23 protein-coding genes are annotated in these 23,020 nt (G+C 58.9%); 7 read left to right on the plus strand and 16 right to left on the minus strand.

The features are described 5' to 3' along the window. Nucleotides 1-3 precede the first annotated feature (3 nt). The 9 genes from E2F50_RS21455 to E2F50_RS21495 form a co-directional block, all read right to left on the minus strand. Nucleotides 4-735 (minus strand): nucleotidyltransferase family protein, encoded by a 732-nt coding sequence (locus E2F50_RS21455; protein WP_133318229.1) that lies wholly within the window; start codon nucleotides 733-735, stop codon nucleotides 4-6. Nucleotides 736-747: 12 nt separating this feature from the next. Continuing rightward, on the minus strand, nucleotides 748-2,259 hold the full coding sequence (gene tsaE, locus E2F50_RS21460; protein WP_133318230.1) for a tRNA (adenosine(37)-N6)-threonylcarbamoyltransferase complex ATPase subunit type 1 TsaE: 1,512 nt from the start codon (nucleotides 2,257-2,259) through the stop codon (nucleotides 748-750). Beyond that, on the minus strand, nucleotides 2,256-4,832 hold the full coding sequence (locus tag E2F50_RS21465; RefSeq protein WP_133318231.1) for a sensor histidine kinase: 2,577 nt from the start codon (nucleotides 4,830-4,832) through the stop codon (nucleotides 2,256-2,258). The genes tsaE and E2F50_RS21465 overlap by 4 nt, the downstream gene beginning before the upstream one ends. A gap of 195 nt (nucleotides 4,833-5,027) precedes the next feature. Continuing rightward, nucleotides 5,028-6,428, minus strand: coding sequence for an adenosylhomocysteinase (ahcY, locus tag E2F50_RS21470; protein ID WP_133318232.1), 1,401 nt, complete (start codon nucleotides 6,426-6,428; stop codon nucleotides 5,028-5,030). Nucleotides 6,429-6,580: 152 nt separating this feature from the next. Further along, on the minus strand, nucleotides 6,581-6,859 hold the full coding sequence (locus tag E2F50_RS21475) for an HPr family phosphocarrier protein (RefSeq protein ID WP_133318233.1): 279 nt from the start codon (nucleotides 6,857-6,859) through the stop codon (nucleotides 6,581-6,583). Between the two features lie 12 nt (nucleotides 6,860-6,871). Continuing rightward, nucleotides 6,872-7,273 (minus strand): PTS sugar transporter subunit IIA, encoded by a 402-nt coding sequence (locus tag E2F50_RS21480; protein ID WP_133318234.1) that lies wholly within the window; start codon nucleotides 7,271-7,273, stop codon nucleotides 6,872-6,874. A gap of 125 nt (nucleotides 7,274-7,398) precedes the next feature. Beyond that, the gene (locus E2F50_RS21485; protein ID WP_133318235.1) at nucleotides 7,399-7,863 is read right to left on the minus strand and encodes an HPr kinase/phosphorylase; all 465 of its coding nucleotides are present in this window, start codon (nucleotides 7,861-7,863) and stop codon (nucleotides 7,399-7,401) included. Next, nucleotides 7,860-9,623, minus strand: a complete 1,764-nt coding sequence (locus E2F50_RS21490; RefSeq protein ID WP_133318266.1) for a sensor histidine kinase — start codon at nucleotides 9,621-9,623, stop codon at nucleotides 7,860-7,862. Before E2F50_RS21490 ends, E2F50_RS21485 begins: the two co-directional genes overlap by 4 nt. 106 nt (nucleotides 9,624-9,729) lie before the next feature. Next, nucleotides 9,730-10,449, minus strand: coding sequence for a response regulator transcription factor (locus tag E2F50_RS21495; protein ID WP_202615497.1), 720 nt, complete (start codon nucleotides 10,447-10,449; stop codon nucleotides 9,730-9,732). Nucleotides 10,450-10,781: 332 nt separating this feature from the next. Here E2F50_RS21495 and E2F50_RS21500 point away from each other — a divergent pair, with 332 nt between their 5' ends. The 3 genes from E2F50_RS21500 (at nucleotide 10,782) to E2F50_RS21510 (ending at nucleotide 13,558) form a co-directional block, all read left to right on the plus strand. Then, on the plus strand, nucleotides 10,782-12,395 hold the full coding sequence (locus E2F50_RS21500; RefSeq protein WP_133318237.1) for a phosphoenolpyruvate carboxykinase: 1,614 nt from the start codon (nucleotides 10,782-10,784) through the stop codon (nucleotides 12,393-12,395). Between the two features lie 104 nt (nucleotides 12,396-12,499). Next, entirely contained in the window at nucleotides 12,500-12,934 is a 435-nt protein-coding gene (gene arfB / locus E2F50_RS21505) for an alternative ribosome rescue aminoacyl-tRNA hydrolase ArfB (protein ID WP_133318238.1), read from the plus strand. Nucleotides 12,935-12,946: 12 nt separating this feature from the next. Beyond that, on the plus strand, nucleotides 12,947-13,558 hold the full coding sequence (locus tag E2F50_RS21510; RefSeq protein ID WP_133318239.1) for an alpha-ketoglutarate-dependent dioxygenase AlkB: 612 nt from the start codon (nucleotides 12,947-12,949) through the stop codon (nucleotides 13,556-13,558). A gap of 32 nt (nucleotides 13,559-13,590) precedes the next feature. On the opposite strand, the gene coaA is transcribed toward E2F50_RS21510, so the two are convergent. The 7 genes from coaA to hisB form a co-directional block, all read right to left on the minus strand. Next, the gene (gene coaA / locus E2F50_RS21515; RefSeq protein ID WP_133318240.1) at nucleotides 13,591-14,580 is read right to left on the minus strand and encodes a type I pantothenate kinase; all 990 of its coding nucleotides are present in this window, start codon (nucleotides 14,578-14,580) and stop codon (nucleotides 13,591-13,593) included. After that, nucleotides 14,577-14,900: a phosphoribosyl-ATP diphosphatase gene (locus E2F50_RS21520; protein WP_133318241.1), complete on the minus strand. Its 324-nt coding sequence runs from the start codon at nucleotides 14,898-14,900 to the stop codon at nucleotides 14,577-14,579. The genes coaA and E2F50_RS21520 overlap by 4 nt, the downstream gene beginning before the upstream one ends. A gap of 18 nt (nucleotides 14,901-14,918) precedes the next feature. Beyond that, a complete protein-coding gene (hisF, locus tag E2F50_RS21525; protein WP_133318242.1) occupies nucleotides 14,919-15,695 on the minus strand; it encodes an imidazole glycerol phosphate synthase subunit HisF in 777 nt (258 codons plus the stop codon). Further along, on the minus strand, nucleotides 15,692-16,435 hold the full coding sequence (gene hisA, locus E2F50_RS21530; protein ID WP_133318243.1) for a 1-(5-phosphoribosyl)-5-[(5-phosphoribosylamino)methylideneamino]imidazole-4-carboxamide isomerase: 744 nt from the start codon (nucleotides 16,433-16,435) through the stop codon (nucleotides 15,692-15,694). Before hisA ends, hisF begins: the two co-directional genes overlap by 4 nt. 134 nt (nucleotides 16,436-16,569) lie before the next feature. Continuing rightward, nucleotides 16,570-17,220, minus strand: coding sequence for an imidazole glycerol phosphate synthase subunit HisH (hisH, locus tag E2F50_RS21535; protein WP_133318244.1), 651 nt, complete (start codon nucleotides 17,218-17,220; stop codon nucleotides 16,570-16,572). After that, the gene (locus tag E2F50_RS21540; RefSeq protein WP_133318245.1) at nucleotides 17,220-17,699 is read right to left on the minus strand and encodes a DUF2628 domain-containing protein; all 480 of its coding nucleotides are present in this window, start codon (nucleotides 17,697-17,699) and stop codon (nucleotides 17,220-17,222) included. The genes hisH and E2F50_RS21540 overlap by 1 nt, the downstream gene beginning before the upstream one ends. Nucleotides 17,700-17,717: 18 nt before the next feature. After that, entirely contained in the window at nucleotides 17,718-18,323 is a 606-nt protein-coding gene (gene hisB, locus E2F50_RS21545; protein ID WP_133318246.1) for an imidazoleglycerol-phosphate dehydratase HisB, read from the minus strand. Between the two features lie 185 nt (nucleotides 18,324-18,508). Between hisB and hslV the strand changes: the two genes are divergently transcribed. The 4 genes from hslV to E2F50_RS21565 all read left to right on the plus strand — a co-directional run bounded on the left by hslV (nucleotide 18,509) and on the right by E2F50_RS21565 (nucleotide 23,011). Further along, nucleotides 18,509-19,033 carry an ATP-dependent protease subunit HslV gene (gene hslV, locus E2F50_RS21550; protein ID WP_133318247.1) on the plus strand — a complete coding sequence of 175 codons (525 nt, stop codon included), beginning with the start codon at nucleotides 18,509-18,511 and terminating at the stop codon, nucleotides 19,031-19,033. A 72-nt stretch (nucleotides 19,034-19,105) separates the two neighbouring features. Further along, nucleotides 19,106-20,413 carry an ATP-dependent protease ATPase subunit HslU gene (gene hslU, locus E2F50_RS21555; RefSeq protein ID WP_133318248.1) on the plus strand — a complete coding sequence of 436 codons (1,308 nt, stop codon included), beginning with the start codon at nucleotides 19,106-19,108 and terminating at the stop codon, nucleotides 20,411-20,413. Nucleotides 20,414-20,652: 239 nt separating this feature from the next. After that, entirely contained in the window at nucleotides 20,653-21,552 is a 900-nt protein-coding gene (locus tag E2F50_RS21560) for a DUF1402 family protein (RefSeq protein WP_425375415.1), read from the plus strand. Between the two features lie 40 nt (nucleotides 21,553-21,592). Further along, nucleotides 21,593-23,011: a cytochrome P450 gene (locus E2F50_RS21565; RefSeq protein ID WP_133318250.1), complete on the plus strand. Its 1,419-nt coding sequence runs from the start codon at nucleotides 21,593-21,595 to the stop codon at nucleotides 23,009-23,011. The last annotated feature ends 9 nt before the right edge of the window (nucleotides 23,012-23,020 follow it).

Here is a 23,020-nt window from a genome sequence, read left to right on the forward strand (position 1 = left end):
GGCTCAAGCCTCAGCCACGGAACGGGCGATCACATCTTCGGCGGCGGGCAGGGCTTCGGGTGTGCCGACCGTGATCCATTGCCCGTCCATAATCAGTCCGAACAGCCTGCCCTGCCCGATGGCCTCATCGAAGTAGATGTTCAGGTTGAAAGGCTCGGCGGGCGCCCGATCAAGGAGCGAAGAGTGAAGGACGATGGCGCCGGCATAAACGACCGGATTGTCGCCGCCTTCTTTGTAGCGCGACAATCTGCCGTCGGCAGCCAGCTGGAAATCCTTCTTGCCGTTATGGCCTGTAGTCCGGTCGATCGGCACGCATAGCAGCGCCATGTCCATGTCGGATTGGTTGAAGAAGTCGGCGAGCCGCTGGAGATTGGTCCTCTCCCCGGGCCTTTCTCCAACCCAGAAAAGATCGGCGTTCATCACATAAGTTAGGTCCGGCTGGAGCAGTTTCAAACCTTTGACCAGCCCGCCGCCCGAATTCAGAAGAGCGTCACGCTCGTCCGAAATGCAGATCTCCATCCTCGGATAAGCTTGCAAATGCTTTTCCATCTGATCGGCAAAGTGATGCACGTTGACGGCAGCCCTCGTCACACCGGCATCGGCCAAGGCGTCCAGCGCATAATCGATCATCGCCTTACCGGCGATCGGCACCAGCGGTTTCGGCATCGTATCGGTGATCGGGCGCAAACGGGTACCAAGCCCCGCGGCGAGCACCATGGCCTGAGTAATGGGCATTGCAAACCATATCTATGATTCGGGAAGTTCTATTCCAGTCCTATGGCACCATTCGCGCAAGGGGGCGAGGGCCTCATGCTGGAGTGCTGTGGACAGATAGCGCAGGGTGCGCGGCATATGCTGCATGTAATAGGGCTTGTTGTCCCGCTGCTTCAGCCGCACCCAAAGCCCCGCAAGCTTGCAGTTGCGCTGCGCCGCCATGATCGCCCACGACCTCGCAAAGGTTGGCTCGTCGAATGGACCCATGGCTCGCCGTAAGGTGACATAGTCCACCATCATCTGGTTGGCGAGCGGCTTTGGAATATCAACCCGAGCATCCTGCATGACCGAGGCAAGGTCATAAGCGGTCGGGCCGATCATGGAGTCCTGGAAATCGATCAGCCCCACCTGCCGGACGCCCGATTCATGTGGGCGCCAGATGATGTTCGGCGAATGGAAGTCGCGAAGCAGGAGGTTCTTTTCGCTGCTTTGCAGGATGCCGATCAGCTCGTCCCAGATCGCCAGATATTCCTGCCGCTCCTGGTCGGTGGGATCAGAACCGCGTTTCCAGGGCAGATGCCAGTCCAAGAGGAGCCGGGCTTCCATCTTTATGGCGGTAGGATCGAAATCCGGAATATGATGCATCCGCCCTTCTGACATGGGAAGGTCCTGCCGAAGCTCTTGGGCGTGCAGGAAAGCGAGGCAGACGATCGCCTCACGATATCTCTCCGGAATAGCCTGCCCTTCGGTGTCGAGCACGCCACCACTGCCGAAATCTTCGATCAGCAGGATGCCCTGATCGTAATCCACATGCAGCACTTCAGGCGCAGCAAGCCCGATTTCTCTTAGATAGCGTGCAATGGCGACGAAAGGATAGGCGTTTTCGGCAAGATGAGCGACCTTTGGATAAGGCTTGCCATCCAAGACGGCCGGACCTTCGGGCATCTTCGGCCAGTCCATCAGGATCAGCGTTTCGCCGGCCATCGTCGTCAGGCGCTCGTAAGCCCGTACGGAAGCGTCGCCAGTCAGGAAGCGCCGCCGCGCATCGCCCTGATCGTGTTCCTCAAGAAATTTGCGTATGGCCAGGACGCGGCGCAGGCGTTTCATCTGGGCTTCGGGGGCTTTGATTCGAACCGTTCGTCCCGCACCCGTGTGCTCCAGCTGCAACCTGATCTGTGTGCCAGGCAAAAGTTCTTCCGCCATTTCCGGCCATTCGACCAAGCAGATTCCGGAAGCGAGGGCTTCATCGAAGCCCAGCTCTTCCATCTCCGAAGAGTCTCCAAGTCGATAAAGGTCGAAATGCGCCACGGGGATACGCAGCTCGTAGCTTTGCACCAGGGTAAAGGTCGGACTTGGCACTTCCAGTGTATCGTCGTTGGCGAGGGCACGCAGGAAAGCACGGGCCAGCGTGGATTTGCCGGACCCGAGATCGCCTGAAAGGCAAAGGCAATCGCCGCGGCGAAGCGCAAGCGCCAAGTCCTCGCCCAGACGAATGGTATCGTCTTCCGCAGGAAGCGTCAGCGTGAGAACGTCAATATCTGTCATTCTGCAGCGGCGACGGAATGCATCAGCGTGCCCGTGGGTATGCGGCAGGTAATCGTGGTCCCCTGGCCGGCGCGGCTGTCGATCGTCACTTCGCCCTTGTGGAGGGTGACGAAGCTCTCGACGATGGAAAGGCCAAGGCCGGCGCCGCTCCGCTTGCCGCCCTTCGAGTTCGAAGAGAAACGGTCAAAGACGGTCTTGAGCATGTCCGGCGGAATGCCAGGACCCTTGTCGCTGACCGAGAAGAAGATATTCGCAGATTTACGCCAGCATTCCAGAGTAATAGCCGAGCCTTCGGGAGCGAAATTGGTGGCATTGGTCAGCAGCTTGAGCAGGATCTGCTTGAGCCGCTGCTCGTCTGCAACGATCGTTCCAAGCCCCGTAGGTGCAGTGATCTCCAACGTAACATTGCTTTCATGCAGCCGGTCGGCAATCTGCATTGCCACGTCGTCGAGCAGGTCGTCGACAGGCATTTCGGAGTAACTGAGCTGCATAATGCCGGCGTCGACGGTGGCCAGGTCGAGGATATCATTGACGATGGTCAGGAGGACAGAGGAAGAGGTTGAAATATGGTCGATATATTCCGCCTGTCTTCCGTTCAGCTCGCCGACACCTGGCGTTTTCAGAAGGTCGGTAAATCCGATGATGTTCGTCAGCGGCGAGCGCAGCTCGTAAGAAACGTGCTGGACGAAGTCGTTCTTGATCTCGTCCGCCTTCTGCAGCGCCTCGTTCTTTTCCTTCAAGGCCCGCTCGGCGCGCGCACTTGCCGTCATGTCGACAAAGGTGAACATGGTCTGGGCGTTCGGCAGCGGCGTCACCGCATAGTCGAGGATCAGGCCGGAATAGAGCTCGAATGTTCCCTGCAACGAGCGCCGCTCGTCGTCGAAATTTGTCAGCATCTGGCCGAAGCGCCGCCAGCCGTCGGATCCGTCATAGGACGGAGAGCAAAGACTCTCGATCGCTTTGATATGGGTGCCGGGCTTGGCTTCCTCGGCGGTGATCCCCCAAAGAGCCCGGAAAGCAGGGTTGGATAAGCGGATACGTCCGTCCGGCCCAAAAACGGCCACACCTTCGGAAAGGTGATCGATCGTTTCCCCTTGGACCCTGACCAGAGTATTATAGCGCGTTTCGAGATCGACCTGTTCCGTCAGGTTCTCAAAAACCCATGTCGCGCCACCCTGCGGATGCGCGGTCGCAATGACGCGCAGTGTCTGGCCGTTCGGCAGGTGCCAGGTGTCGGTTTTCGTGTCCAGAGCCTGGTAGATGGCGAGAGCGGCTTCTTTCCAGCTGCGCCAGTTCAGCTGCTCCGGCAATTTACCACTGCTGCGTAGTGTGTCGAGCAGTTCGCTATTGTCTGGCCGCGATTCGAGGAAGGGAAGGGCAAGATCCCAAAGCTGCACGAAGGCCTGGTTGTAGAACTGCAGGCGCCGCTCGCCATCAAATATGGCAACCGGCGTCGCCAGGTGGTCGAGGGTCTCGGCGTGGCTTTTCAGCGTCCGCTTCAGTTCTTCCCGCACAGTTTCGGCTTCCGACACATCGGTCGCCATGCCGGCGGAGCCGCCGGGCACGACCACGTCCACGACGTCGAACATGGTCCGGTTGCCGCGCACGACCGTCGACATGCGATCATGAAAGGGAGATGTGGGTGTTGTCGTCGCAGCGATCTTCTCGCGCGCGATCGTTCCTAGAAACTCGCGCCCTTCTTCCAGTGCCTGATGCGGCGTGGGAGCTTCAACGGCATCGCTATAGGCATGGTTTACCCATGCCAGCTTGCCCTGCGCATCGCGTCTCCAGACCGGCTGCTCGATGGCGTCCAAGAGAGAATGAAAAAGCGATATGGAATGGGTGAGGCGCTCGCGCTCGATCTTGAGCTCCGCCAATTCCGCGCGAAGGTTGTTCAATGCGATGAATCGAACGAAGGCCTTGCCGCCGGACACGCGGCCTTGGACTTCGAGAATTTCGTCCCGGCTGGTTTCTACAACCATATCGAAACTGCGGGCTTCGCCGCGAAGCAGCTCGATCGCCTTTTCAATCTCGATTGCCGATGTGGGTCGCATCCAGCGGCCGAACGCCAGGAACTCGCGATCCTGTTGAGGCGCGCCGGTCTCCGGAGGCAGCTGGCCCAGGAATTCCGGCTTCGACGGTCCGTTTTCCCACACTACGATGCGGCGGTTCTTTTCAGCGATCAGAGCTTCATATTTGGATATACGTTGCTGCGCATCGGAAAGCGCACTGCGCATTTCCTGCGTCTCGGCCTGCATATTGCCGCGCTGGCGAACAAGCCATACCGCCGACAACAAGGCTGCTCCAAGCGCTCCTACAACCAGCGACGAAATAACGACTTCGGTTGATGAAAACAGCTTGGCCGCCGCCGCACCGCTTTCCTGCGCAAAGGCGGTGGTCGCGTTTGAAAGCACCGTCCCCGAAAGAAACGCAGTCCAAGTTCTTTTCAATCGACCCATCTTTCCCGCCACGGCTCCGCAGAGCTGGCCAAAGCGTAAAGTTAAAGCCGTGTGATTCGCATCGCCACGACATGGATCGGCCTGCCTGCGCAGGCTCTTTTTCATTACCGACATCACCGGTCTGTCTCCGTCCAGTTGCCGCTTGCCGACAAGACATACCACATCGCACCTTGCCCCGAGCCGGTGCGAATCGAGTTGTAAAACAATACTTGCTCGGGGAATCGCCGGGAAGGGCGCGGGCCAAAAAAGAGGCCGCAGCCTTCTGTCAAGGCTGCGGCCACCATATCTTGTGGATTAACCGGCTAGGGATTAGTAGCGGTAGTGTTCGGCCTTGAATGGTCCCTGAGCGGAGACGCCGATATAGGCTGCCTGCTCTTCAGAAAGCTCGGTGAGCTTCACACCGAGCCGAGCAAGATGCAGACGGGCGACCTTTTCGTCGAGGTGCTTCGGCAGGATGTAGACGTCGTTCTTGTACTCGCCCTGCTTGGTGAACAGCTCGATCTGCGCCAATGTCTGGTTGGTGAAGGAAGCCGACATCACAAAGGATGGATGGCCGGTCGCATTGCCGAGGTTCAGCAGGCGCCCTTCTGAGAGAAGAATGATGCGGTTGCCCTTGGGGAACTCGATCAGGTCGACCTGCGGCTTTACATTGGTCCACTTGAGGTTCTTGAGGGCCGCAACCTGGATCTCGTTGTCGAAGTGACCGATATTGCCGACGATGGCCATATCCTTCATCGCGCGCATATGCTCGATACGGATAATGTCCTTGTTGCCCGTGGTGGTGATGAAGATATCGGCGGAATCCACCACGTCTTCGAGAACGACGACTTCGAAACCGTCCATGGCGGCCTGAAGCGCGCAGATCGGATCGACCTCCGTCACCTTGACGCGGGCGCCGGCGCCTGCAAGCGAAGCAGCCGATCCCTTACCGACGTCGCCATAGCCGCAGACGACGGCGACCTTGCCGGCCATCATCACGTCGGTGCCGCGGCGGATGCCATCCACCAGCGATTCCTTGCAGCCGTACTTGTTATCAAATTTCGACTTTGTAACCGAGTCGTTGACATTGATTGCCGGGAAGGGAAGCAGGCCCTTCTTGGAGAGTTCATAAAGGCGATGAACGCCTGTCGTGGTCTCTTCCGTGACGCCCTTGATCGCATCGCGCTGCTTGGTGAACCAGCCGGGCGAAGCCTGAAGACGCTTCTTGATCTGCGCGAAAAGGATTTCTTCTTCTTCCGAAGTCGGGTTCGAGAGGACATCTTCGCCGGCTTCGGCGCGGGCGCCGAGAAGGATATACATGGTGGCGTCGCCGCCATCATCCAGGATCATGTTGGAGAAGCCGCCATCGCTCCACTGGAAGATCTTGTCGGTATATTCCCAGTATTCGGTCAGAGACTCGCCTTTGACGGCAAAAACCGGGATGCCGGCAGCAGCGATCGCCGCGGCAGCGTGGTCCTGGGTCGAGAAGATGTTGCAGGACGCCCAGCGAATTTCGGCGCCAAGTTCCTTGAGAGTCTCGATCAGCACGGCAGTCTGGATCGTCATGTGCAGGGAGCCAGAAATGCGGGCACCCTTGAGCGGCTTGGAATCCCCGAACTCGGCGCGGCAGGACATCAGGCCCGGCATTTCCGTTTCGGCAATGTCTAGTTCCTTGCGACCATAGTCAGCAAGTCCGATGTCTGCGACGATGTAATCCTTCTCACTGCTCATAAAACTCTCCAGATGATGTTGATGCTGCGGTCGAGAGGGAAGATTTGGCCGAGCCGCGCGTAAACTTTCGCCAGCGGTTTAGCAGGCTTCGAGCAAACTATCAACAAGCACATAAAGAAGTCTTTATGTCTTTATGTCAGCAAGAGAGGTCCTTACGCTTCCTCACCGAATTTATCGGCGATCAGCTTCTCCAACGCGTCCACGGCTGCCGCCGCCTCTCTGCCGGTGGCTGAAACCTGAATCGAACAGCCGGTGCTGGCAGCCAGCATCATCAGGCCCATGATGGAGGTGCCGCCAACGGTCGTCCCATCTCGAGAGACGGTGACTTGGGCATCGAAGTTTTCCACCATCTGCACGAACTTGGCGGATGCCCGCGCGTGCAGGCCGCGCTTATTGACGATCAGGAATTCGCGAGAAAGAGGAGCGGACATTCAGCCTTGTTTCTATTTACCGCTCAGGACGCGGCTTGCCACGTTGATATATTTGCGCCCTGCTTCCGACGCCTCGGCCAGGGAGCGTTCCATGTTGTTGTCGCTGCGTACGCCGGCGAGCTTGATCAGCATGGGGAGGTTCATTCCGGCGATAACCTCGGTCTTGCCGCTTTCCATAACGGAAATCGAAAGATTGGATGGTGTGCCACCGAACATATCGGTCAGGATGATCACACCGTGGCCGTCATCCGCAAGAGCTACGGCATCGACAATATCCTGACGACGCTGGTCCATATCATCTTCGGGGCCGATCGATACTGTTTCGATAAATTTCTGAGGCCCCACGACATGCTCTACAGCATGCCGAAATTCCTCAGCCAGCTTGCCATGAGTGACAAGCACAATTCCGATCATGTAAACTGCCCCCTGCTATGGAAACTCGCGGCCAATATCGCATCGCAATATAGCCGTCCAGCGGTGGGAAGCCATCTTCGTCAACTAGCTTTCAAGTTCAAGTTAAAAATCTAGGCTTTTCGGCATCAAAATGGCAACTGGCCGCGAAAGCCAGGCATCAAGGCAGCGATAACCGCCAAAGGCTCCAAGGCATTGCTCGGCAATCGCCGGAGCGGGAGCTCGCCGAGGGGAGGGAGTTTGAACCGTTCTTTTTCCGGCGGAAGACGCTCCGCATCGGCAAGCGAAACCACTTGGATGGCCAGATCCAGAACGGCAGACGACAAGCTTTCCACCTCCACGATGCCGCTGCCGCGCAATTCCATCAACCCGGCGATCGACGGAGAAGAGCTTGCAATCAGTTGATTGCCGTGGCGCGAAACTAGCACCCGGTCGTCCGCCACGAGCGCTGCAAATGCGCCCTGTCTCCTGGCTGCAGCAAGGCAGGCAAAGGCGAGCATCGACTTTCCGCTACCGGATGGGCCGGTAAACAGCAGGCCTCGCGTACCCACTACGATCGCAGTGGCATGAATATTAACGGAAAAGGGAGTCACGAAACCCCACTGGACGGCAAGGAAAGTATGAACCGCGCTCCGCCGATTGTGCCCGTTTTGTTGTCCGTTAGGTTTTCCGCTTTGAGCGAGCCTCCATGGGCTTCAGCAATCTGGCGGCTGATCGATAGGCCCAAGCCTGAATTCTGACCGAAACTTTCGGCCTCCGGACGGTCAGTATAGAAGCGTTCGAAGATACGGTTGATATCTTCCGCCTGTATACCCGGCCCATTGTCATCGACGGTGACGACAACCCGGTCCTTGATCCGCGACAGCCGCAATGTAATCCGCCCACCCTTTTCAGGAACAAAGGATCGGGCGTTTTCGATAAGGTTGGTAATGATCTGCCCGAGGCGCAGGTCATGGCCGCTGACGATATAGGCGGACTTGTTGCCGCCCGAGGCGTCCACCATCAGCTCGATCTCGACCGGCTTTCGACCGCTGCGGATCTGGCGCGAAATGTCGACCAGATTGCTCAGCAGGTTTTCCATATCGACAGGCGCGGAATCCGAGCGGGCAAGCTCGGCGTCAAGACGCGAGGCATCGGAAATGTCGGAGATCAGCCGGTCGAGGCGGCGCACGTCGTGGAAGATGATTTCCGTCAGCCTTTGTTTCGACGAGTCCGATTTCGCAAGCGGAAGAGTCTCGACGGCGCTTCGAAGCGACGTCAGCGGATTTTTTAACTCGTGGCTGACGTCCGCAGCAAAGCTTTCGATCGCGGCAATCCTGTCATAAAGCGCATTGGTCATGTCCCGCAAAGCGATCGACAGATTGCCGATCTCATCCTGGCGATAGGAGAAATCAGGGATCTCTTCCCGCTGCTTTGCCCCCCGGCGCACACGAATGGCCGCCGCAGAGAGGCGCCTGAGAGGATTAGCGATTGTCGAAGACAGCAGGAGCGACAGGAGGATGTTGACCAGTGTCGCAACGCCGAACACGCGCATGATCGCTAGCCGTTCGGCGTGAACGATCTTGTCGATGTCGCCCGCCTGCGTCGACAGCAGCAGTACGCCCAAGACCGCGCGGGAACGTTGAACCGGCACCGCGACGGAAACGATCAGTTCCCCGCGCTCGGTTATACGAACCACCGCACCCCGCACCCCGGTCAGCGCGTTCATGACTTCCGGATAAATGGATCCGTCGCCGCCGGGCGCCTCCTTGTAGGTTGGCAGGTTGCCTGGCTGAAGCAGGCGGTTGAAAAGGCCGGCAAACCATTCGCTCCAGGTCTGGGCTTGATTTTCCACGGGCGGCAGATCGAAGCGCAGGACCTGGCCCCGGGAATAGAGATGCCGCGAATCGAGAAGAAGATTGGCATCCGCATCGAACAGACGTGCCCGTGTGCGGGTGGGCGAAATCAGTCGCCGAAGGACCGGAGCAACGCGTTCCGGATCAATAGGGAAATCCAGGTCTTCGTCATTGGGAACAGGCGTGATGCTCTGCCCGGCCTGAAGCTCGAGGAGCTTTTGCGGATCGATCGTGATGGAATTGGTATCGACGGAGGCGGACGCAGAGATCGCCCCTGAAATGATCTCGCCCTGCGTCAGGAGGCTTTCGACGCGGGCATCGATCAATCCTTCGCGAAACTGGTTCAGGTAAAGGATACCTGCGACCAGCACGACCGTTGCGGCTATGTTGAAGAACAGGATGCGGCGCGTGAGGCTGGAAAACACCGCATGTCCGAACACGCGGCGGATGAGCGTGAACGGCCGTGACCAGAAGCGCCGCTGTGCGCGGCGGCTTTCAGGTGCTGTCGTCTGCATCATTTCCCTGTCGAGCAGTTGATCTGCCACGTGCAGTCCTTCCACCGGACCGGTCTACTGCCGGTCCGGACGTGGCCCCAGCTTGACCCTCGGCAAGGTCATCCGAAGCTCAGGCGGCTTCGCGGAAGCGATAACCGACACCATAGAGCGTTTCGATCATGTCGAAGTCGGTGTCAACCATCTTGAACTTCTTGCGCAGCCTCTTGATGTGGCTGTCGATCGTGCGGTCATCGACATAGACCTGCTCGTCATAAGCCGCATCCATCAACGCATCCCGGCTCTTCACGACGCCCGGTCGCTGTGCCAGCGAATGCAGGATCAGGAATTCGGTCACGGTCAGCGTCACAGGCTCGCCCTTCCAGGTGCAGGTATGGCGCTCCTGGTCCATCAGCAACTGCCCGCGTTCCAGCGTGCGCGCGGCCGCAGGCTGATCTGCGGCCGTCTTTGCTCCGGGCTGGACCTCACGAGTGCCCGCGCGGCGCAAAATGGCTTTCACGCGCTCGACAAGCAGGCGCTGCGAGAACGGTTTGGTGATGAAATCGTCCGCCCCCATTTTAAGGCCGAACAGTTCGTCGATCTCCTCATCCTTGGACGTGAGGAAAATCACCGGCAGATCCGATTTCTGGCGCAGGCGGCGCAGCAGCTCCATTCCGTCCATCCTCGGCATCTTGATATCGAAGATTGCCAGATGCGGCGGCCGAGCAACAAGACCATCGAGCGCGGACGCGCCGTCCGTATAGGTTTCAACCTTATATCCCTCCGCCTCCAGTGCAATTGACACCGAAGTCAGGATATTGCGGTCGTCATCCACGAGCGCGATTGTCTGCATACTCTCCGTCTCCATCACCATCTAAGCGCATCTCCTGGATAGTCCCCAGCCAGGTCCGGCAAAGCCGCCGCGCTTCTTGGGTATAAAGGTGGAACAAATTGTGGCAAAGTTAAAGGGGCGGCATTCGGATAACCTCCGCTAGCCGGCGTAGTTCTGTTAGATGGGGCCGGAACTGGCGGATGAAAAGCACTGCTAAACCGATTTAAAACGAAACGATTTTTTTTAAATCGATTAATTGATTGATATTGCTCATTAATTCATAATTTGCTCTTGCTCTTTAAAATATGCATCTCTACCTTCTCCGTCAGCAACGTCTTTAAAGGAGAGCGCCTATGGAGGAGTTTGGGCTTCGCAACCCATCGAATGGGTTGGCGGCGATCGGTCTCGAGAACATATCGCGCGTCTACTACAACCTTTCGGAGGTTGAGCTTTACGAAGAGTCGATTCGACGCGGCGAAGCCGATCTGACGGCGGATGGCGCTCTTCGAGCCAGAACCGGTCAGCATACCGGCCGTTCGCCGAAGGATAAATTCGTCGTGCGCGATACGACCACAGATGGCCAGATCTGGTGGGACAACAACAAGCCCATGTCGCCTGAGCATTTCGAATTGCTCCGCCAGGACATGTTGGCTCATGCCGCCGGCAAGACGCTTTATGTTCAGGATCTGGTTGGCGGAGCCGACGTGGAAAACGCGCTTCCGACGCGGGTCATCACTGAGCTTGCCTGGCATGCATTGTTCATTCGCAACCTTCTGATCCGCCCGAAGCGCGAGACGCTAAATGGGTTTCAGCAGAAGCTGACCATCATCAACCTGCCGAGCTTCAAGGCGGATCCGGCACGTCATGGTTGCCGATCTGAAACCGTCATCGCTTGCGATCTTGCCAATGGCATCGTGCTGATCGGTGGCACCTCTTATGCGGGCGAGAACAAGAAGTCTGTCTTCACCGTCCTTAATTACCTGCTGCCGGCCAAGGGCGTCATGCCGATGCATTGCTCGGCCAATGTCGGCAAGCAGGGTGATACGGCCGTCTTCTTCGGCCTTTCCGGCACCGGGAAAACCACCCTTTCTGCAGATCCTACGCGCACGCTGATCGGCGACGATGAACATGGTTGGGGCGAAACGGGTGTGTTCAATTTCGAGGGTGGCTGCTATGCGAAGGCCATCAAGCTGTCGGCCGAAGCAGAGCCGGAAATCTATGCGGCCACCCGCCGTTTCGGTACCGTGCTGGAAAACGTTGTTCTCGACGAAAACCGGGTACCGGACTTCGATGATAATTCGCTGACGGAGAATACCCGCAGCGCTTACCCGCTGCATTTCATCCCAAATGCTTCCGAGACCGGCCTTGCGCCGCATCCGAAAACGATCATCATGCTGACAGCCGATGCCTTCGGCGTCATGCCGCCGATCGCCAGGCTGACGCCGGAACAGGCCATGTATCACTTTCTGTCCGGCTATACCGCCAAGGTTGCGGGTACCGAGAAAGGCGTGACGGAGCCGGAGGCGACCTTCTCCACCTGCTTCGGCGCACCTTTCATGCCGCGCCATCCGGCGGAATACGGAAACTTGCTGAAGGAGCTGATCGCCCGCCATGGCGTCGATTGTTGGCTGGTGAACACCGGCTGGACCGGCGGCGCTTACGGAACCGGAAAGCGCATGCCGATCAAGGCGACCCGCGCGCTGCTGACGGCAGCGCTCAATGGCAGCCTGAAGGCGGCGGATTTCCGCGTCGATGCAAATTTCGGATTTGCCGTGCCAATCGCAGTGGACGGTGTGGAAAGCTCGATCCTCGACCCCCAGTCGACCTGGACCGACGGTGCGGCCTATGACGTTCAGGCCCAGAAACTGGCCTCGATGTTCATTGCCAACTTCCAGAAGTTCGAAGATCACGTCGACAGCAAGGTCAAGGATGCCGCTCCGGGAACGTTTCTAGCGGCTGCCGAATAAGCTCCTTCGAAAATGATTCACGTGGAACCGTCGGCTTTTGCCGGCGGTTTTCTTTTTGGCGACTTTATGGGAAAGATGCCGCTCAATAACGATCCCAGGCACCCATGGCCAGCAACCCGCTTTTCATCAACAGCCGCATCACCATCGCTGCATGGGAGCTGACGGAACAGTTCGTGCTGGCCGGGGGGCCGGGCGGCCAGAACGTCAACAAGGTCTCGACTGCCGTCCAGCTCTTCTTCGACATCGCCAATTCACCGTCATTGCCTGATCGCGTCAAGGCGAATGCTCTTAAGCTTGCCGGGAAGCGGGTGTCGAAAGACGGCGTGTTGATGATAGAAGCCAATCGCACGCGCAGCCAGGAACGTAATCGCGAAGAGGCTCGCGAGCGGTTAAAGGAACTGATCCTGGAGGCGGCAAAGCCGCCGCCGCCGCCGCGTAAGGCGACTAGGCCGACAAAGGGATCCGTGGAACGCAGACTGAAGGAAAAGTCTGGCCGCAGCGAGGTCAAGAAGATGCGCGGCCGTCCAAACGGCGACTGAACGGGGAGCGATATGGCAAGGCTTGCGAACGGCATCAGGCATCTGCCCGATTATTTGAACCGGCCGGCACAGGAGCGCCTGGTCGAGCTTGTTCGCGGTGTGGTCGCAGAAGTGCCGCTATATCGGCCGGAAATGCCCGGAACCGGCAAACCGATGTCCGTCCGCATGACCAATTGCGGCCCGCTTGGCTGGGTGACGGATAAGCAGCATGGGTATCGCTACCAGCCGCTTCACCCACTAACGGGCAAGCCGTGGCCGCCTATACCGTTGGAACTGCTGACAATGTGGAACGACCTCAGCGGCTACGACAAGTCGCCGGAAGCCTGCCTGATCAACTTCTATTCCGACGACGCCAAGATGGGCTTGCACCAGGACAAGGATGAGTCCGACCTTGCCGCACCGGTCCTTTCTATATCTCTCGGCAATGCCTGCCTCTTCCGGGTTGGAGGTGCAGCGCGCAAGGACCCAACAGGCTCCTTTCGCTTATCGAGCGGCGATGTGGTTCTACTTGGCGGGGAGGGAAGGCTTGCCTTCCATGGTGTCGACCGGATTTACCCCAGTACGTCGACCTTGCTGAAGAGCGGCGGGCGCATCAATCTGACGCTACGGCGGGTAAACAGCTGACAATGAAAATCCGAACGTCGGCTATCGATCGCCTACAGTTTTCGGAGCGATACCTTCTCGATGAAGTGATTTCGGCCCTTGCGCAGGATCAAGTCCGCGCGTGGCCTGGTCGGCAAAATGTTCTGTCGCAGGTTCCGCAGGTTGATGTTTTCCCACAGGCCCTCGGCCACCGCCTGCGCCGCAGTTGCGTCGATCGCCGCATACTTCTTGAAGAAGGACGTCGGATCGCGAAAGGCGGTTTCCCTCAGCCGCATGAAGCGCTGGACATACCAGTTGTGGATCTGATCCTCATCGGCGTCGATATAGATGGAGAAATCGAAGAAGTCGGACACGATCGGCACGATCTTTCCGTCGGCCGGCAATGCCCGAGATTGCAGGACGTTGATGCCTTCGAAAATCAAGATGTCGGGCCTGTCGACCAGTGTATGCTCGTTGGGCAGGACGTCATAGGTCAAGTGCGAATAGCGCGGCGCGCGTACGTTGGGCTCGCCGGCCTTAATCGCAGACAGAAAGCGTAGGATGGCGCCGATATCGTAGCTTTCCGGAAACCCCTTGCGATCCATCAAGTTGTCCCGCTGCAGCACGGCATTCGGGTACAGGAAGCCGTCAGTGGTGATAAGGTCCACCTTGGGGCTGGACGGCCAGCGTGCCAGCAATTCCTTCAGAATGCGGGCAGTGGTGGATTTACCGACTGCAACCGACCCTGCAATGCCGATAATGAACGGCGTCTTGGTAACATCCGACAGGCTTAGGAAGCGGTTCCGCTGCTGGTAAAGCAGTTGAGAGGCTTCGACATGCGTCGACAGAAGGCGAGACAGCGACAGGTAAATGCGCCGCACCTCGTCGATGTCGATCGGGTCGTCCAGCGAGCGCAGCCGTGCAATCTCATCGGCCTTCAGCGTTAGAGGCGTATCAGCACGGAACTTCGCCCATTCGTCCGCGCTGAAATGGTGGTAAGGCGAGTAGATTTCAGCGGTAGAGCCGGCATCCAAAGGTTCGGCGGCCTGTGGTAAGATATTCATAGGGTCGTCCGGCTCGCCTTTTCCCGAAGGCCGGACTGTCCGGTCCTGCGCGCAAGTTCGTCAAGGACATCCTCTAACGGGATATCGGCAATATTCAATACGACCATAAGATGATAAAGAAGGTCGGCGCTCTCGGAAATCAGGTCGTTGCGATCCTGCGCAACGGCGGCAATCACCGTCTCAACCGCTTCCTCGCCCAGTTTCTTCGCAGCCTTCGTTTGTCCGGCAGCAACAAGCTTAGCCGTCCATGATTCATCCGGCGAGGCTTTCGCCCTTTCGGCGACGATGCGCTCGAGGTCCTTCAGGGAGAATTCACTCATGACGTTGTTCCCGGTCGCTCAGTCGATGCGCATGGCAATGCCGCGCTCTGCCATATAGTGCTTGGCCTCGCCAACCGAATGGGTGCCGAAGTGGAAAATCGATGCCGCGAGCACCGCCGTGGCGTGCCCCTGCTTTATCCCGGCCACCAGGTCGTCAAGGGTGCCAACACCGCCGGACGCGATGACAGGCGCCCGGACGCTGTCGGCAATCGCCCGGGTAAGCTCCAGATCATAGCCGATCTTCGTTCCGTCGCGGTCCATGGACGTGACCAGCAATTCGCCGGCGCCGCGCTCGACCATTCTTTCTGCGAATTCCAGTGCGTCCAGGCCGGTCGCATTGCGGCCGCCATGGGTAAAGATTTCCCAACGGCCAGCCTCGCCGACAGGCGAAACCCTTTTGGCATCGATCGACACCACGATGCACTGGTTGCCGAACTTGTCGGCCGCTTCGGCAACGAAGTCCGGATTATTGACCGCCGCCGAATTGATGGCAACCTTATCGGCACCGGCAAGCAGCAGCTTGCGGATGTCGGAGACCGCCCGCACGCCGCCGCCGACCGTCAGCGGCATGAAGCAATGTTCGGCAGTCCGGGCAACCACGTCGAAAATCGTGTCCCGATTGTCCGAAGAAGCGGTGATGTCGAGAAAGCAAAGCTCGTCGGCACCGGCGGCGTCGTAGGCCTTTGCCGCCTCCACCGGATCTCCGGCATCGATGAGATCGAGGAAGTTGACACCCTTGACGACGCGGCCGTCTTTCACATCCAGGCAAGGGATGACGCGGGCTTTCAAGGTCATGCGGCACGTTCCCGGGCATTGAGGATCATCTGCAGCGCTTCGGCAGGATCAATCCGTCCATCGTAAAGTGCGCGGCCGGATATGGCTCCCTCTAGCTGTGCGGCGTCGGGCTGCAGCATGCGGCGGATGTCGTCGAGGGAGGCAAGTCCGCCGGAGGCGATTACCGGTATGGAAACCGCATCGGCAAGTTCAAGGGTCGATGACCAGTTAATGCCGGCGAGGATGCCGTCTCGATCGATGTCCGTATAGATGATGGCGGCAACCCCGGCCCCTTCGAACTTTTTTGCAAGCTCAATGACGCCGAGTTCGGACGCCTCGGCCCAGCCCTCCACGGCCACCTTGCCGCCCTTGGCGTCGATACCGACGGCGATCTTGCCGGGAAATTTTCTGCAAGCCTCGATGACAAGGGAAGGATCGCGCACGGCAATGGTTCCCAGGATCACCCGCGCAAGGCCGCGCGACAGCCAGGTTTCAATGTGATCGAGCGTGCGAATCCCGCCGCCGAGCTGCACCGGGTTTTGGGTTGCCTTCAGAATGGCTTCAACCGCATGGCCATTGGCCGAATGTCCCGCAAACGCTCCATCGAGATCGACCACATGCAGCCATTCGAAGCCCTGCTCCTCGAACGACTTCGCCTGCGCGGCAGGGTCTGTATTATAGACCGTCGCCTGCTGCATGTCGCCGAGCTTGAGGCGGACGCACTGCCCGTCTTTCAGGTCGATTGCCGGGAAAAGGATCATCTCGTCTCAAGTCCGTAGGGTGGGCACTGTCAGTGCATCCCAGGCATCTACGATATCGGAACGAAAAAGGACAGCGGCAACAATGGCTGCACTAAAGAGTAATATCATCCGCCAGACCGATGAGACCCTGTGCGTCACGGCTTCCATCGCAGGAAATTGCCGATCATGGCGAGCCCCAGCTTCTGGCTCTTTTCCGGATGGAATTGCGAACCCGCCATATTGTCGCGCCCGACGAAAGCGGTCATTGGCCCGCCATATTCCGTCGTCGCAACGACATTGGCATCGTCCTTGGCCGCAAGATGATAGGAATGCACAAAATAGGCATGCAGCCCGTCCGGTCCCGTGGGGATGCAGTCGAAAAGCGGGTGCGGATGCGCGAGCTCCAATGTATTCCAGCCGATCTGCGGGATCTTCAGGCTCGGATCCTGAGGCGTCATTTCGACAACATCGCCCGGGATCCAGCCGAGACCTTCGGTGACGGTCTTCTCGAGCCCGCGCGACGACATCAGCTGCATTCCGACGCAGACACCCAGGAACGGGCGGCCCTTGTTGATGACGGCATCGTTCAGTGCATCCACCATTCCTGGCACGGCATCCAGTCCGGCCTTGCAGTCGGCATAAGCGCCCACACCCGGCAGAACCACCCGGTCAGCGCTTGCGACCGCCTCGGCCTTGTCGGTGAGGTCGATAACCGCATCGATCCCTGCCTCCCGGGAAGCGCGTTCAAATGCCTTGGTCGCCGAGCGGAGATTGCCGGACCCATAATCTATGATAGCGACACGCATCAGCGCACTCCATAATCAAAAAGCCCCGGCGCTTGACCCCGCCAGCCATCCGACGGCTGTTTGCCCTGCGGCGCCCAATCAGAAGAAAGGGGCATTGGTTGCTTTTCCGGCTGGGGCAGGCTGGAGAAATAGATCTCCTCGGCGGTTTGTCGATCTTGGGCGAAAACAATCGCTTCCACGGTCCAGCCACGACGACCAAGTGCGTTGCTGTAGTAATTGCGGCTTTCCAATCCGGCGAGAAGGCTCACTGCCAGTCCGATAAGCAGGCCTGCGGGAGCAAAGCCCGGAATCTGCATCAGAAAGCCGCTGCCGATCTGGACAAGCAGCGCCACGATGCCGGCGAGCCACAATTTGTGCCAGAACAGCCAGAGCCATGGGAAAAGAAAAGCCAGCCAGGAAAACCGGTCGGCGATCACAAGTGTGGAGCGGTGGTCCGGCAGGGGTCCGCCGGGAGGCGTCAGAATGGCATAGCTTCGCAAATTGGTCTCCTCAAGCGTTCAGAGCACGCCTTTGGTAGAAGGAATGCGGTTGGCCTGCCGTGGATCGATTTCGGTTGCCGTTCGCAGAACGCGGGCAACCGATTTGAAGCAGGTCTCGGCAATATGGTGATTGTTGGCCCCGTAGTGGTTCAGCAGATGGAGGGTAATCCCAGCATTCTGCGCGAAAGCCTGAAAGAATTCCCGCACCAGTTCCGTGTCGAATGTGCCGACTTTCGGGGAGCTGAAGGACACATTCCAAACCAGGAACGGCCTGCCCGAAAGGTCGACCGCCGCCTTGGTCATGGTTTCGTCCATGGCAAGATCGAGCGAAGCATAGCGGGCAATGCCGCGACGATCGCCGAGCGCTTTTGAGATCGCCTGGCCGAGCGCGATGCCGGTATCCTCTACCGTGTGGTGGTCGTCGATATGGAGATCGCCTTTGACGTCGATGTCCATGTCGATCAGCGAGTGTCGCGATAGCTGGTCGAGCATGTGATCGAAGAAGCCTATCCCGGTCGAGATCCTCGCCGTGCCGTTGCCGTCGAGGTTGACGGACACGGACACGGAAGTCTCGTTGGTCTTGCGGGAAATGCTTCCGGTGCGCGCGATCGCTATGTCACCCATTGGTGTGCTCCATGCCTGATGCCCCGCTCCTTATCAGGCGGTTGATTGAAATTCCAGCAAAAGCCGGGCTGAGACGATGAACTGCATGACGCATTTGCATTCATCTGGAGCGAACATACATAGGGGTCAACGGAGCCGATGGGGCTTCCAACCACGCCTGATGTCAGGCCAACAGGTGCAATTCAATGACAACAATCATAACAGTGAGAAAGGGCGGCAAGGTCGTCATGGCTGGCGATGGGCAGGTGAGCCTTGGTCAGACCGTGATGAAGGGCAATGCCCGCAAGGTCCGCCGTATCGGCAAGGGCGAAGTGATTGCCGGCTTTGCCGGAGCGACTGCAGATGCCTTCACGCTTCTCGACCGGCTGGAAAAGAAGCTCGAGCAATATCCGGGTCAGCTGATGCGCGCCGCGGTGGAACTGGCCAAGGACTGGCGCACCGATAAATATCTGCGCAATCTCGAAGCCATGATGCTGGTCGCAGACAAATCGATCACGCTCGCGATCACCGGCAATGGTGACGTTCTGGAGCCCGAGCATGGTGTTACCGCAATCGGCTCCGGCGGTAATTTTGCCTATGCCGCAGCCCGCGCCCTGATGGACAGCGATAAGACCGCCGAACAGATTGCCCGCCAGTCCCTCGATATCGCAGCGGAAATCTGCGTCTACACAAACCACAACCTCGTCCTGGAAACGCTGGACGCGGAGTAAAGCCTTCTAGCCAAGGGTCCTGGAGGCCGGGCCGTTGCGGCCGGCCGAAGCAGGCACGCCGAGAGGATACATATGACTACCTTTTCCCCAAGAGAAACCGTCTCTGAACTGGACCGCTACATCATCGGCCAGCATGAGGCGAAGCGTGCCGTGGCGATCGCCTTGCGGAATCGCTGGCGGCGGCAGCAGCTCGACGAGAGCCTGCGCGATGAAGTCATGCCGAAGAACATTCTGATGATCGGGCCGACCGGCGTCGGCAAGACGGAAATTTCCCGCCGGCTCGCCAAGCTGGCAGGCGCCCCTTTCATCAAGGTCGAGGCGACGAAGTTCACGGAAGTCGGCTATGTCGGCCGCGATGTCGAGCAGATCATCCGCGATCTGGTGGAAGTCGGCATTGGCCTGGTGCGCGAGAAGAAACGCGCCGAGGTGCAGGCGAAAGCCCAGATGAGCGCCGAAGAACGGGTGCTCGACGCGCTGGTTGGCGTAACCGCTTCGCCGGCGACCCGCGAAAGCTTCCGCAAGAAGCTGCGCAACGGAGAGCTGGACGACAAGGAGGTCGAGATCGAGGTAGCCGATGCCGGCTCCGGCATGCCGGGCTTCGAAATCCCGGGCATGCCCGGCGCCAATATCGGCGTCCTCAACCTGTCCGAAATGTTCGGCAAGGCCATGGGCGGCCGCACCAAGAAGGTGCGCACCACGGTTGCCAAGTCCTACGGCGAACTGATCCGCGATGAATCCGACAAGCTGATCGACAACGAGGTAATCCAGCGCGAGGCAGTCCGTTCCGTCGAAAACGATGGCATCGTCTTCCTCGACGAGATCGACAAGATCGCGGCCCGTGACGGCGGCCTGGGTGCCGGCGTGTCCCGGGAAGGCGTGCAGCGCGACCTTCTGCCGCTTGTTGAAGGCACCACAGTGTCGACCAAGTACGGGCCGGTGAAGACCGATCACGTGCTGTTCATCGCTTCGGGCGCCTTCCATGTCTCCAAGCCTTCCGACCTCCTGCCGGAATTGCAGGGCCGCTTGCCGATCCGCGTGGAGCTGAAGCCGCTCACCAAGGAAGATTTCCGCCGCATCCTGACGGAAACAGAGGCAAGCCTCATCCGCCAGTACAAGGCATTGATGGCGACGGAAGACTTCACGGTGGATTTCACAGAGGATGCGATCGATGCGCTGGCCGATGTGGCGGTGCATCTGAACTCCTCCGTGGAAAACATCGGCGCACGCCGGCTGCAGACCGTAATGGAGCGCGTGCTGGACGAGATTTCCTTCACCGCGCCGGATCAGGGCGGCACTTCGGTCACCATCGACGCGGACTATGTACGCAAGCATGTCGGCGATCTTGCTGCCGATACCGACCTGTCACGTTATATCCTCTGATTGCTCAAAGGGCAGCCGGATCCGCTCCGGCTGCCCTTTACAGCGTTTGACGCTATTTTGAACGCAGGTGTCTCGACACTGCGGCATGTCTTCACGTAAGGGTGACGCACATTCGTGATGTGCAGCACTGCTCCATGGTTCGATGGCCAATATGCTGGAGCCGTGTCTGGCGCAGGCCATGACTTGGGACACGACAGTTGAAACGCTTCCTTCTGGTATTGCTTCTCGCCGTCTCATGGATGGCATCCTCCTCGATCCAGGCTGCAGCCATGTCTGTGGTGCCCGAAGGCAACCGGAATACGGTTCAGCCGAAGGTGCCGGGCGCTTCAGTGCGCCGGACCCGGGCCGGCAAGACGACGTTTGACGAAAAATACGAGAAAATCCGCGATCTTCTGGCCAGCGACAAGGCGCTGGTCGGCAAGATAAAATCGACTGCCGCAGCATACGGGATCGACCCGATCCATATGGTCGGTGCGATCGTCGGTGAGCACACCTACAACGTCGATGCCTATGATCGTCTCCAGACCTATTACATCAAGGCCGCCGCCTATGCCGGAGACAGTTTTCGCTTCGGCTATGGGGACGAAACGATCGAGCAGTTCGTAAGCCGCCCGGAATTCGCCAAATGCGATGCCGGGTCAGACTCCTACAAGCTGTGGACATGCCGCGAAACGGTCTGGGAAAGAAGCTTCCGGGGCCACAAGGTCGGTGGCACATCCTTTCCCGACAATCGGTTCAGCGCGGTCTTCTTCCAGCCCTTCTATGCCGGCCAGACCTTTGGTTTGGGTCAGGTCAATCCGCTGACGGCACTGATGCTGTCGGACATGGTCGCCCGCACATCCAGCTATCCAAAACTGAACGAGAGCAAGGCGGCGGATGTCTATGATGCCATCATGGATCCGGACAAATCGCTCGCCTACATGGCCGCCAGCATCCGCCGGTCGATCGACGACTACAAGTCTATCGCGCACCTCGACATCTCCCGTAATCCGGGGATTACCGCGACGCTTTATAATACGGGTGGCTCCGCCCAAAGGGCGGCCGCGCTTGCTGCACGCGGGCCCGGAGCCTTGCCGGAAGAGAATTATTACGGTTGGCTGGTCAATGACAGGCTCGGCGAGTTGAAATCCCTGCTCTGACTGCTGATATCGACGGGGTCATCAACAAGGAGGCCAGTCGATGGACATGCGACCTGAACCGTTCGTCCCGCCTGCGCCGGAGCCGCGGGCGACACCGCCGTCAGCATTGGAAACCATCCGCACCGTCTTCAGGAACCCCCTCGAGCTGTGGGGTACCGCCTCCTATACTCTCCCCTGGACGGAAACAAAGTTCTTCAGCGAGCGGACGATCATCATCAATGATCCCGGCCTCATCCGCCACGTTCTGGTCGACAATGTCGCCAATTACGAAATGTCCGAGATCCGCCAGCTTATCCTGCGGCCCATCCTGCGCGACGGGCTGCTGACCGCGGAAGGCCACGTTTGGAAGCGTTCACGCAAGGCCATGGCGCCTGTCTTTACGCCTCGGCATGCTAAAGGCTTTGCCGCCCAGATGCTGGCAAAGTCTGTGGAGTTTGCGCAGCGATACGCGGCATTGGGCAGCCAGGGCAAGGTCGTCGACATCTCGACAGACATGGCAGAACTCACCTTTGCCATTCTATCGGAAACGCTGTTTTCAGGACAGGTCGTCACGGAAGGCGACAATTTCTCGAAGGATGTCGACCAGCTCCTGCATCGCCTCGGCCGCGTCGACCCCATGGACCTGCTCCGTGCACCGCCATGGGTACCGCGTTTGACGCGAATCGGCGGGCAGAAAGTGCTCGATAAATTCCGGAACATGGTTTCGCAAACTATGGCGCTCCGACAGAAGCGAATGGATGAAGATCCGCAAAGCGTCCCTCAGGACTTTCTCACCCTTCTTCTTCAGCTCGCCGGGCCCGACGGCCTGACAGTGGACGAAATCGGCGACAACATCCTGACCTTCATCGGCGCCGGTCACGAAACGACCGCCCGGGCTCTGGCCTGGACGCTTTACTGTGTCGCGCAGTCGCCTCTGGTGCGCGAGCATATGGAGGAGGAAATCGATCGGATTTTGGCAAGCGGGGCAGAGCCGGTAGACTGGCTGGACCTGATGCCCTGGGTTCGCGCCGCCTTCGAAGAAGCCATGCGGCTTTACCCGCCGGCGCCCTCCATCAATCGTGCCGCCATCGCCGATGACCGCTGGACCAGCCCCGATGGAGATGTCGTGACGATCCGCGCAGGCATGACCGTGCTCGTTATGCCATGGACGCTGCATCGACATGAACTCTATTGGGACCGGCCGCGCGCTTTCATGCCGGAACGCTTTCTCCCAGAAAACCGCAGCAAGATAGAGCGCTTTCAGTATCTGCCCTTCGGCGCCGGGCCGCGCATCTGCATCGGAGCAACCTTTGCCATGCAGGAGGCTGTCATCGCGCTGACGGTGTTGATGCATCGCTATCGTTTCGACGTGACGGCGCAGACCAAACCCTGGCCGGTTCAAAAGCTCACGACCCAACCCCGCGATGGCATGCCCATGCGGGTGAGTTTGCGACAGACCAAGTCCTCTCCGGTGATTTGAACTTCTGAA

Origin of the sequence: Rhizobium deserti (genome assembly GCF_004358025.1) — a bacterium.
In the GTDB taxonomy this organism is placed as follows: Bacteria; Pseudomonadota; Alphaproteobacteria; order Rhizobiales; family Rhizobiaceae; genus Neorhizobium; species Neorhizobium deserti.